This window comes from Bilophila wadsworthia ATCC 49260, assembly GCF_000701705.1.
Lineage (GTDB): Bacteria > Desulfobacterota > Desulfovibrionia > Desulfovibrionales > Desulfovibrionaceae > Bilophila > Bilophila wadsworthia.
Window position 1 is genome coordinate 44359 of record NZ_JNJP01000020.1, and the last position, 12314, is coordinate 56672.

General features: G+C 58.4%; 8 protein-coding genes. 3 read left to right on the forward strand and 5 right to left on the reverse strand.

What is annotated here, in order from left to right; all coding sequences use genetic code 11:
* Positions 1–46 precede the first annotated feature (46 nt).
* The gene (locus T370_RS0109170; RefSeq protein ID WP_029435547.1) at positions 47–730 is read right to left on the reverse strand and encodes a Crp/Fnr family transcriptional regulator; all 684 of its coding nucleotides are present in this window, start codon (positions 728–730) and stop codon (positions 47–49) included.
* 269 nt (positions 731–999) lie between these two features.
* Between T370_RS0109170 and T370_RS0109175 the strand changes: the two genes are divergently transcribed.
* On the forward strand, positions 1000–2403 hold the full coding sequence (locus T370_RS0109175; RefSeq protein WP_029435548.1) for an SLC13 family permease: 1404 nt from the start codon (positions 1000–1002) through the stop codon (positions 2401–2403).
* A gap of 113 nt (positions 2404–2516) precedes the next feature.
* Positions 2517–3932, forward strand: coding sequence for an aryl-sulfate sulfotransferase (locus T370_RS0109180; RefSeq protein WP_005029592.1), 1416 nt, complete (start codon positions 2517–2519; stop codon positions 3930–3932).
* Positions 3933–4150: 218 nt separating this feature from the next.
* Here the strand turns inward: T370_RS0109180 and T370_RS0109185 are convergent, their stop codons facing one another.
* From T370_RS0109185 to T370_RS0109195, 3 genes are all read right to left on the reverse strand, one after another.
* On the reverse strand, positions 4151–5455 hold the full coding sequence (locus tag T370_RS0109185) for a 4Fe-4S binding protein (protein WP_029435549.1): 1305 nt from the start codon (positions 5453–5455) through the stop codon (positions 4151–4153).
* Positions 5456–5565: 110 nt separating this feature from the next.
* Positions 5566–7020: a sensor domain-containing diguanylate cyclase gene (locus T370_RS0109190; protein WP_029435550.1), complete on the reverse strand. Its 1455-nt coding sequence runs from the start codon at positions 7018–7020 to the stop codon at positions 5566–5568.
* A 265-nt stretch (positions 7021–7285) separates the two neighbouring features.
* On the reverse strand, positions 7286–10219 hold the full coding sequence (locus tag T370_RS0109195) for an EAL domain-containing protein (protein WP_029435551.1): 2934 nt from the start codon (positions 10217–10219) through the stop codon (positions 7286–7288).
* A gap of 626 nt (positions 10220–10845) precedes the next feature.
* Here T370_RS0109195 and T370_RS0109200 point away from each other — a divergent pair.
* Entirely contained in the window at positions 10846–11853 is a 1008-nt protein-coding gene (locus T370_RS0109200) for a methyltransferase (protein ID WP_029435552.1), read from the forward strand.
* A gap of 214 nt (positions 11854–12067) precedes the next feature.
* On the opposite strand, the gene T370_RS0109205 is transcribed toward T370_RS0109200, so the two are convergent.
* Positions 12068–12314, reverse strand: a 247-nt coding sequence (locus T370_RS0109205; protein ID WP_029435553.1) for an IS200/IS605 family transposase, incomplete at its 5' end; no start/stop codon positions are given.

The following is a 12314-nucleotide window of genomic DNA, read 5'->3' on the forward strand; positions in this document are numbered from 1 at the left end:
TCCCGTCTCCTCAAAAAAAGTTCTCCTCGGCAGCGCCCCGCCTTTGCTATTTTAAAGACAGTTCGTGAAAACGTTCCATATCCACGATGTACACCTCATCCCGCGAGTACGGGCCGAGCACCGCTTCCCGCTCCAGCTCGCGCAGGGCCTTATTAAGCGTCACCCGATGCACGCCGAGCAGGTTCGCCAGCTCTTGCTGGTTCAGCCCCGGCGACACGCGGGGATTCGGAGCGCCCCCGTCGTCCCGCATACGTAGGTGCAGGAATCGGCAAATGCGCGGGGGCAGCTCCTCAAGGCTCAGGCTCACCGACTGGTTGCACAACACCCTGACTTTGGAAGCCAGGGAGTGCAGCAGCGCCAGCGTCAGGGCGGGATAGTTTGGAAGGATCTCGTGAAGCACGCAATCACGGGAGAAGGCATACACCACGCAATCCGTTCCCGCCACAATGGAACTCCGCGCCGGGACCTCGTCAAAAAACGGCGTTTCACCCGTTACCGTCCCTGAACGCATGGACATAAGGATCTTTTCACGCCCGTCGAGCGTCGTCCGCATCAGCCGGGCTTCCCCCTGGTGCACATAATAGAGGTATTCGCCTTTTTCCCCGCCGTGCATGATTTCCTCACCCTTGCGAAAACGGAGGCGCGTACCGAGATCCAGGACCTGGCGCCACACGCCGGCTTCCGGTGGTATATGGGTGAATTCTATCAGTTTCGCGTCATTCATCTCCATAGGGGCCTCCTTGTGCGCAAACGCCATTATCCCGTACAAGGCGAATAACCAGATACGTTGCCCAACAAAAAAGTTTTATCGACAACGGGTTGTACATCACTCTCACCGCATGGGCAATCCTTTCCGGGCCCGGCCTGTACAACTTTTTCTTCATAGGAGACAAAAAATATCCGTCCTTGAGAAAAATGTAGCAACCGTTACATCACGTATTCTCTTTTACAGCTAGAGTCACTTCAAGCTTTCCGTACCACTCTCTGGAGGAGAAGATCATGACTCTGCCGATGACGGGAAAAAACTGTTCTCTGGCTTTAAAGTGGCTCATATCTTTTGCGATACCTTTGATTGTCTACTGGGCAATGCCCATAGACGGGCAAACCGTCACGCACCATATGGCCCTCTTCCTTTCCATTACGACATGGGCAATCTGCATTTGGGCTATGGATGCAATGAATGAAATTGCCGTTGGCCTTATCCTTCCCGTACTCTACATTGTCCTGTGCGGCGTCAAACAGCAGGTTGTATATTCTCCGTGGCTTTCTGAAGTGCCCCTTATCGTCATCGGCGGTTTCGCACTCGGCAAGATCCTACAGGAAACAGGCCTCGGCAAGCGCATCGGTTTGACTTGCGTGCGCTGCATGGGCGGCAGTTTCACCGGCACTCTTATCGGCATTACCCTCGCCGTATCCATCGTGGCCCCGCTCGTCCCGGCCATCACAGGCAAGGCCGCCATCTTCTGCGCCATCGGCATCAGCTTGTGCGACGCACTGGACTTCAAGGCCAAGGGCCGCGAAGCCACCGCCGTCATCCTTACCTGCTGCCTCGCCGTGGCGTCGACCAAACTGTGCTACCTCACGGGCGGCGCGGACCTCGTGCTCGGCATGGGCCTGCTGCAAAAGGCTTCCGGCATCAGCAGCACATGGATGGAATACGCCATGCATAACTTCCTTCCCGGTATGCTGTATACCTTCATGTCTGTGGGGCTGGTCATGCTGATCCTCCCTTCCAAGGTGGATCGGCAGGCCCTGCGCGCCACCTTGCAGACCAAGTACCAGGAACTCGGCCCGGTGACGTCCGAACAGAAGCGCGCCGCCATCCTCATGCTCGTTACCCTCATCCTGCTCGCCACGGACAAGCTGCACGGCGTCGCCGCCGGGCTGGTGCTCATCGGCGTCACCTTTGCGGCCTTCCTCCCCGGCGTCCGGCTCCTCGACGGCCCCAAGTTCAGCAAGGTCAACTTCGCGCCCCTCTTCTTCATCATGGGCTGCATGACCATCGGCAGCGCCGGCGGCTTCCTCAAGGTGACCACGTGGATCGCCAACAACACCCTGCCCTATCTGCACGGCATGACCACCACAACCGCCGGCCTGGCCTCCTATGTGCTCGGCGCGCTGGCCAACTTCCTCTTGACCCCGCTCGCGGCCACCACGACCATGACGTCTCCCGTCACCGAGCTCGGCATACAGATGAACATGGACCCGCGCATCCTCTTCTATTCGTTCCAGTACGGCCTCGACAACTACCTTTTCCCTTATGAATACGCCGTTATCCTCTACTTCTTCAGCTCCGGCTACATGCTCTTCAAGGATATGCTGAAGGTGCTCGCGGCCCGCATGGTCCTCACCGGCATCTTCCTCTTCTTCCTCGCCATCCCTTACTGGAAGATGGTTCTGTAAGGATTCCGCCGCGGGTCTCCCCCGGGCGGCCCGCGGTCCACCCTCCGCCGCGAGGAACGGCGGAAGGCCCCGCCCGCAAGTGCCGGGCGCGGCCGAAAGAGAAGGAGCGTCCCATGTTCAGGCTTACCTCATTGGCTACGGCCCTGCTGTCCCTGTTCATGCTCTCAGCCCCGGCAAGCGCTTACGAGGCCATCACCGGCCCCCTCGGGCTGCTGGCCTATGACAAGGCAAAGGCCTACGACGGCTACACGCTGTTCACGCCGCACACCAAGGTTTCTTCATGGATTGTGGACAAAATCCAGGATCCAGGCAGCAGAAAGACCTACCTCATCGATATGGAAGGCAATATTGTCCATACCTGGAAGCATGACCATCCCGCCTTCTATGCGGAACTGCTTCCCAACGGGAACCTGCTCCGCGCGGAGAAGATCGCCGGCAGCCCCGTGAACTTCGGCGGCTGGTACGGCCTGCTCCGCGAGTATGCGTGGGACGGCAAGGTGGTCTGGGAATACAAGGTCAGCAATCCGCGCCAGATCGCGCACCACGGTTTCGATCGCCTGCCCAACGGCAACACCGCCATTCTGATCTGGGAAAACAAGACGTATGACGAAGCCCTCGCCAAGGGCCGCGATCCCAAGGACAAGGCCCTCAGCCGCAACGGAATGCCCGCACCAGGACAAGGGCCCGACGGCCAGCCGCTTCAGGGCATCTGGCCCGACGCCATCCTTGAAGTCACGCCCAAGGGTGAAATCGCGTGGGAATGGCATGTGTGGGACAACATCGGGACAGGCCCCGACCAGATCGACATCAACTGGCATCTGCCCCTGAGCATGGGCTATTTCGCCCGCGCCGACTGGACCCACTGGAATTCGGTCCGCTACAATGCCAAGACCGATCAATACGCGGTCAACTCGCGCGACTTCGGTGAAATCTATATCATCGACCGCAAGACCAAGAAGATCGTCTGGCGCTATGGCAACCCCGCCACCCACGGCATGGGCAAGGCGCCTTCCGGCTACCACGACGACGGCGATCAGGTGCTTTTCGGCTCGCACGACGTGGAGTGGCTGCCCAACGGCAACATTTCCATCTTCAACAACGGCACGCATCGCCCCAGCGCCAACCGCAGCTCCGTCATGGAAATCAATCCCGCCACCAATCAGGTGGTCTGGCAGTACGAAACCAAGGATCACAACAGTTTCTATTCCGACTTCCAGTCAGCGGCCCAGAAACTCCCCAACGGCAACTGGTTCATCACCTCCACCAACAACGGGCATCTTTTCGAAGTCACCCCGGACAAGCAGGTGGTCTGGGAATACAACAATCCCATCTCCACCGACGATCAGGCCTATTGCGTGAAGCGTGACGACAATCCCGAAACGCAGGTGCACCGGGCCTACCGCTACGGCAAGGACTTCCCCGCCTTTGCGGGCAAGGATCTGAAGCCGCAGGGCAAGCTTGCGGCGGGGTGCCCCGACTGGCACCTGCTCCTCGAATTCAGGCAGGGTCCCAACTTCAGCTCGAAGTAACGCCCTCTTGCCCCGTCCCTCCGCCCGGAAGGGACCAGCCCCGGCTTTTTCTCCCAAGCCGGGGCTTTCTCGTGGAACAACGCCGAAAAAAAGCCCATCCCAACCAGCCCTATCCCCCGAAATTCCATACCACTACGGAAGCCATAAGAAACGGGGAGAGCCCCCAAAGGAACCTCCCCCAAAGCAATGGCTTTCCGCCTGTTAAAAGCTCTACGGCGTCATACGCGGGCGACGGCGAGGAATACGGTATGCATGATGCTGAGGAGCACCACGAAACTGGATTCAGCGGCTCCGCACGTTTTTCCGTACAGGGTCACGGCCAGCCCTCCATGACGGCAGACGGAGAGGCAGTCCCGGCACAGCGTGCATCCTAGGCTCGGGCGTCCCTCCTTCAACCGTTCAGGAGTCAGCGCACCGTATCGGCAGACGCGGATACAGGCGAGGCAGTGCATACAGGCATCGGTCCGCCGGATGCGCCACGGCGCGATCTTGCCGAGCCAGTTCGCCACCAGCCCGAGCGGGCATACGGCAAGGCAATAGCAGGCGGAACCGTACCGACGGCTCAACAGCACCGCAACGGGCAGGAGCAGCAGGCCCAGCGCCAAACCGAGCGCAACGGCGACCCAGGTCGGAGCGCCGGACAACCGGAGGACGACGGGGACTGCCAGCATGAGCCCAAAGAAAACCGGCCGGAGGCGAGACATCCAACGCGGAGGCGGGACAGCCTTGCGCCCGGAGGCCGCCACGGTATCCCAGACCCCGAAATAGCACAGGTGGCTGCACCACGCAGCCCCGGCCAGCAGTACGGAGACGCCGAACAGAATGGGCATGAACAGCCCGCCGCCACGGTATAGCGGGGCCGCGAGGATCATGCCCGGCACGGGGAGATGAAGGTTCCCGGTCATAAGGAACAGGCCGTATCCGGCAAGACCGAGGGCGAGCTGTACGAAAAAGACCACCGAGAACAGGCGCCAGATGAATAATCGCGTACGCGGCGCGGCATCCCTGTCCCCAAGCCGCGATGCCACCCACGAGGCCCAAAACCCGGCAAGCAGGATATGGAGCGGCGCCCATCCGGGCAGGAAGCGCTCCGTCAGGAAAACCTGCGGTGCGACGAAAAGCAGCGGCGTCAGGATGGCGATCGTCCCGAAAAAGGCCGCCGTCCGCATGAGCGCCCTCTTCCTGCCGCGCGCATACCATGCATCCCCCGTCTTTCCTTCCAGCAACAGGGCCGCCGTGGCGGTAAACAGCGACACGCCGAGCAGGATGCACGCCAGCCGCATCCACGGCTGTTCCATGAACATGCGGATCTGCACGAACTGCGCCGCCGCCCACACCCAGCGCGCGGCCAACAGCGGCAACAACACAAGCGTGACCTGCCGTATCCACGCCTCTCGTCTCCAAACGAGCAGTGCGAACAGCATACAGCCGACGGAAAACGGGTATTGTCCGGCACGCCAGAAATGCGCGCCGCCCAATACAAAAGCCAGCGAGGACGGGGTAAGGCACAAAATCGAACGCATGGTGCTCACGGACGGCTCCTTTCAGGCGGAATACCCCATCTTATCCGATGCGGCATGATTTGCCGTGATCGGCGTCACGTATCCCGCCTTTCCCGCTTCCTCTCCGCCCCCTAACAAGCGTCATCCGAAACGGATTGTTCCTTCCAGCGGCTCTCAGCACAGGGAAATGAACAATCCGGGCTCCAGAGCGTCACCCGGTCGCGCCCCGCCTGCTTGGACATGTAAAGCGCGGAATCCGCATACCGGAACAAATCGGAAATCGTCTTTTCGTTCTCCTCGGGCGTATCGATGGCTCTCGAAGACGTAAACCGATACCCTCCGGCGCTGATGCTGAAACGCACCTCCCGATCGGCATGGACGAGCGGCTTTGCCGTACAGGCCACCCGGATCTCTTCAAGCTGGCGGAACAAGGCACCCTCATCGGCATCAGGCAGGAGCAGCACGAATTCATCCCCTCCGAGCCGTGCGAACGTCGCCGAGTCGGGGAGCATCCCTCTGGCAAGTTTTGCGAACTCCCGCAGGACCATATCCCCGGCGGCATGGCCGAACGTATCGTTGATGCCTTTGAAGCAATCCACGTCGATGAACGCCAACCCAAACCCCTTCCCTTTCTCTTCCTGCACGCGCCGCAGCTCATCGGACAGCACCTCACGGAAGCGGCGGCGGTTCCAGAGGGCCGTGAGCGGATCAATATAGGAAAGCTCACGCAGCATGAGGGCATTTTTTTGCAGGCTGCTGAGCATGACGTTGAGCATGGCCCGCAGTTCCGCGATTTCGTCATGCCCGCTGACGGCAATGGACGATTCCGCTTCGCCTTCCGCGACCCGGTGCGCGAACAGCGTGGTCTCACGGAGCGGCTGGCTCACCTTCTTCATCCCGTACCAGATCCACATGAGCGCGATGAGGAATACGACCGCTATGGAAGCTCCCAACTCCTTCATATGGTATACGACAGAACGCTTGTACGCTTCGATTTGATGGGACTTCCGGTCAAGGATGCTGGTGATCCCCGACTCGACAAGCTTGATGATCTCACCAGCCCGTTTCTGGTAGGCGGCATTAAAAAGAAGGCGGCGGGCATACTCCACATCGATTGTGTCCGATCCGCTGTGCAAACCGTCAGGGCACAAGGCTTCTCCCTTGCTCGCCTGCATGGCCTCGATTTCCGTAATCGACAGATCATCGGAACGACGCAGGGCGGTCGCCAAAAACTCCATGTCTCCCCGGCTGGCTCCATAGCGCTCCAGCAGAGACGGAAGGCTGATCGTCTCTCCCGGCGCAAGGGAGCTCTTCCGGGGCACCCTCCCGGACCGCTGCGCAAGGATGTCGTAATACGCCCGCTCGGAAGCCTCATCGCCCGTATTGACGTATTCCCGCGCCTTGCGGGTCAGATCATAGGAACTCTGGAGCAATTCCCGGCTGACTTGCATCAGGTTCAGGTACTGGACGTCGGCCTCAACCATTTTCGTGAACGAGCTGTACACATTCCATGATAAGCCTGCCGTGACCATGATCGTTACGGTAAGCAGCAGGCCCAATAGAGACGTAACCCAACGGATGCTCATCCGCCCCTCCCTCAAACAGTCTGAACGGGACCCGCATTCCTCCGGAAACGGAGCGTACAGACAGCTCTTTGTTGAAAAGAGAATACACTAGAGATGTTCCTCAACGCCAGCACTTTATGGCATCGCCTCATTTTCCGTTTACTGTTCCGCTCCCATGACGGAAAGGAAAGGCCATGTACGGGAAAGGTTCCCGTACATGGCCTTTTATACCGTTACAGAGAGTTTTTTGAATCCACAGGGGAAATCGCTTCGGCCTTCACAGGGCTTAAGGCTTCCGTTGCCAGGCTCCCTTCTTGTTTTCTTTTTCGTCCTGCAGAACTTTGCCTTTCTCCAAAAGCCCCTCAAACACGTCTCGCGGCATCGGCTTCGCGTAGTAGAAGCCCTGTGCATAATAACAGCCGAGCTCAATAAGCATTTCAGCCTGTTTCGCGTTCTCCACGCCTTCACAGATGACCTGCATACCCAGTTCCCCGGCCATGTGGATAACGTTGCCGATGACAATCCGTTCCCGCGTCCCGAACATCCCGCGCCGCACGAAGCTGCGATCGAGCTTGAGCACGTCAGCCATCAGCTGCTGCAACTGGCCGAGGGAAGAATACCCAGATCCGAAATCGTCGATGGCGATCATGAAGCCGCGCTCTTTCAGCCGCAACACCTGCGCACAGACGATTTGGGGATTGCGCATGATCGCGCTCTCGGTGATTTCCAGTTCCAAAAGCGCATGGGGTACATTGTGGCGATCCGCGATCGCCGCGACAAGTTCGGGAAATTCCGGGCTATCGAAATGCAGGCTTGAAAAATTGCAGGAAACGGGATTGACGGCCATCCCGCGCTCCAGCCACTCGCGCACGGTCCGGCAAACCAGTTCGTAAATGTACAAATCCACTTCGACCACAGAGCCGTTCCGCTCGAAAAACGGAATAAAGCTTCCCGGCATAAGCAGGCCCCGCGTAGGGTGATTCCACCGGACCAATGCCTCGCTGCCGATGAGCGCGCCGTCCCGCATGTCCACCTTGGGCTGGAAATAGGCATCGAATTCGCCTTGGGACAGGGCGATCTCCAGCCTTCCTTCCAGTTCGCGCTGCAACAGCGCTTCCTGCCGCATCTTCTCGTCGTAAAGGACAATGTTCTTCATCGTCTGCTTGGCGTTCCTGCGCGCGTAGTTGGCAAAATCCAACATGCGGTGCAAATCGAACCCTTCCGTCTCGTTCACCAAATAGACACCGAACACCGTGACGATCCGGTACGCCATGTCCTGCATACGCCGCCACTCGTCCAATTCCATGCCGATTTCTTCTATGCGCACAAGCAGGGATTCCCAGTCGGCATAACGCACCAGCAGGATGAAGTGGTCCGCCGATGCGCGGGCACAGCACTCCCCATCTTTGACGTTACGCTGCAGGATCGCGCCGAAGGCCCGCAAGATCTGATCGCCCACGGCGAAACCAAGGTTGTCGTTGATCGTCTTGAACTGATTGATATCCCCGTAGAGCAAGGCATAGCTTCCGCTCGGCGCTTTCCGGAGCAGCTTCCCGCACTCCACATAGAACTTGTTCATGTTGTCGAGGTTGGTCAGCCCGTCCCGATACAGCAAGGCCTGTATGCGATGGTTGCTCCTCGTCTTGATGGCGAGATTATAGACCAACAGCAGCAGGATCACCCCGAAAACCGCCAGCATCCCGCACCCGACCTCAATAAGGTGCTGGGCCACGAAATCGAGCAGCGTGATCTGGCGGGGCTTGGTGGTGTTCTTCAGCACCAGCTCGTCCATCCGTTCAGGGGCCGTATATTGGATGCACTTATCCAATATGGAGAGCAGGCGCGGGTCCGCACACTTGGAAATGCCGAAACAGATTTCGCTCGTGTACTTGCTCATGCTCGTGGCGGCCAAGGATTCGTAACGGCGTTCCGTAAGCAAATAGTTGGTCACATAGACGTTCGCGTAAACCGCATCCGCGTCGCCCTTGAGCAGCGCATCGAAACATTCCCGTACGTTCTTGTAAAAAATGATTTCCTTGCCTGGGTGATCCGCCGCCACATGCTCCGAGAACCAGTAGCCTCCTTGCAGAGCAATCCGTTCGATGGCTTGCGGCTGCTTGGTCCGCACAAGCATGATGGGCGCCCGCAGATAGTAACGGGTGGTATACATCTTGTTGCGCTCGTCCCAGAGGTAATCCCCCGTTACGGAGCAGACCATATCAATAAGCCCTTTCTTGACCTTTTCCAGCGCTTCGGCCTGATCTATCGGCTCAAAACGGAAACGCAACCCTGTGTACCTTGAAAAAGTGGACAGCAGATCCGATGTGACGCCGGAGAACATCCCGGTTTCCGTATCGGTATACTCCAGCGGCGCCCACGAAGGATCATACGCCGCGACAACCACATCCGCCTGTTTGAGGAACGCTTCCTCTTCCTTGGTGAAGACCGGCTGTTGCGCCATGCTGACGGCAAAATATTTGTCGTACAGCCGCATCATATAGTTGGGATCGCGCAGCACGATGGCATTCATCGCCGCATCAAGACGGGCGAGCAAATCCGGCCTGTTCTTCGCCACAGCGACATACACCGGCTCCGGAGAGAACTGGGCAACGCTCCGGAACGTGCTGCTGCGGCCAAGGTGGGTGATGGCGACGCCGTCAAGCGTCCCGTCCTCAAGGGCGCTCAATAACGCCTGCGTCTCGGCATAGGGAACGATGATCGGTTTGACGCCGAACTTCTCGCAATAACGCTGGAAACGCTCTCCGTCGCTGCTGCCCCGGATGATGCCGACCCGCATCCCTTGAAAGGAGCTGAAATCTTCGTAACCGTACCGTTTGTCGTCAACTCTGACATTGAGGGTAACATAAAGCGTACCCATGGGCAGGTTGGAGAACAGAACCTCTTTTTCCCGTTCTTCCGTGCGGAACACGGCGGGGATCATGTCTATGTGCCCTTCCAAAAGCTGATGCCATGCGTTCTCCCAGCTGCCCTCATCCAGCATTTCATAACGCATCCCGCCGACCTTGGCGAGCTTCTGCAAAAATTCGATATTGAAACCGATATATTCAGCGGACCGGCCACGGGACATGTAGTCCCCGTCCTCATAATACCCCACCCGGATGGAAACGGAGTTGTCGTCTGACTGCGCGGGAAAGCAAAAGAACAAGCAGCACAAGACGATCGCCCCGGAAACGGATATCCCGTATCCATGCCTTCTCATGCTCCGACCTTGTTCCTTGCCTCTAGTGTTATGTGAAGCGACATGCCCGAACATGCCGTTTGGCTCTGACCTTCCGGAACGCTGCCGGATCTTATATGTACCCTATATGTTTTCTCAAAGAAATCATAGTGTTTTCGGAGAACATACCCTGTGCAAAAACACGGTTATCTGTTTTTTAAAAAAGGCCATTCAAACCCAAATCAGTCAAATAAAGAAACAACATGTTTTTAGCAGTTTTAAATGACGGATAAAAACATACTAATGCGACAAAAAAAGATAACGGCTCTCCCCGCCGACTTCAGCAACGCGCATCTCCCCACACACGGGACGTGGGAAGATGCCGTCATGGACATACTTCACGCACTATGGCAACGCGAGCAGCCCTGTCGGCAGGTATGGGGAGCCGAGAAAAAGCGTAGCCGACCGATCCGCACAAAGGAGCACGCCCCAATCAACCAACGGCAACGGTGTTCCCCACAAGAAAGCCCGGCCACGCCATGCACAGGGCATCGGCGTTTGCCTGCCGGCACTGGTCCGTTCCGGTTCAGGCTGCCGCTTTCATCGAATCTCGGCGGTTGTGGCAAAGTGCGAGGGATGCTACTCCAATGAAACACAGGAGGTGCGTTATGAAAGACTGGACCCCTTCCGCCTTGCTCCACGCTTCCGGAATGTATTGGGAAAGCTGCGCCATCCACGCCGCCGTGCATCTGGACGTGTTCACCCCTCTGTCCGGCGGGCCGATGACCGTGACGGAACTCGCCGATCGGACAGGATGCGTCCCCCAAAGCCTCGACCGCCTTCTAACCGCCCTGTGTGCAATGGGCCTGTTGATCCGGCAAGGCGAAACCTGCGAACTGCCGCCCTTCTCGCGGGATCACCTGTGCCGGGGCAATCCCGGTTATCTCGGGCATATAGTGGAACATCACCGCCATCTTATGCCCGGCTGGTCCAAGCTGGACGAGTCCGTCCGCGAGAACAGGCCGACCCGCCACCGCTCTTCCGTCGATACCGAAGATACGGGCGAGCGGGAAAGTTTCCTCATGGGGATGTACAACATCGCCAACGCACAGGCGGAACGCAGCGTTCCGCACATCGACCTTTCCGGCCGTTCCCACCTGCTCGATCTCGGCGGCGCGACCGGGGCCTATGCCATCCACTTCTGCCGCCGCAACCCCGGCTTGAGCGCCACGGTTTTCGATCTCCCCACAACCCGCCCCTTTGCGGAACGCGTCATCGCCGACTCCGGCATGGCCGACCGGATCTCCTTCGCGGGCGGGGATTTTACCACCGAAGACCTTCCCGGCGGATTCGACGTGGCTTGGCTCTCCCAGATCCTGCACGGCGCGGGCTTTGACGAGTCCGCCAACATCGTGCGGAAGGCCGCGCAGTCGCTCGTCCCGGGCGGCCTCCTGCTCATTCAGGAATTCATCCTCGACGACAACTGCAGCGGACCGCAGCATCCGGCGCTGTTCGATCTCAACATGCTTGTCGGAACGCCTGACGGGCAGTCCTATACAAGGCAGGAGCTTGCGGGATTCATGCGGAACGCGGGGCTTGAAGACATCCGCCGCCTCCCGCTGGATCTTCCTCAGGGGTGCGGCATCATGGCCGGAACGGTTCCGGTAGGGATGTAAAAATGTGGGGGAGGGAGCCTTTTAAAAAAGGCTCCCTCCCCCACGCCCCCACCCGCGAAAATTTCGACTGGTGGGGAGGTTACACAAAAGGAGTTCCGTTGCATCGAAAAAAGAACCCACCGGCCTAGCCGGTGGTTCTTCATCTGCGCCTGTAAGGCTCTGTTACCAGCAGCGCCCTAACAGGCGCATAGCGAATCTGGCATCGGCATTTCTGTTACTTGCGGCCCGTGAACGGGCTACCCGGGTAGGGAAGGCAAAGCTGCGTACCCAGTTTATCCTCTTCCAGCTGTTTCTTTATGTAATCCCTAATCTTCTCTTTGTTCTTGCCTACCGTATCCACGTAGTAGCCCCGGCACCAGAATTCACGATTGCGGTATTTGAACTTCAGATCGCCAAATCGTTCATACAGCATCAGGCCGCTTTTACCCTTCAGATACCCCATAAATCCCGACACACTCATC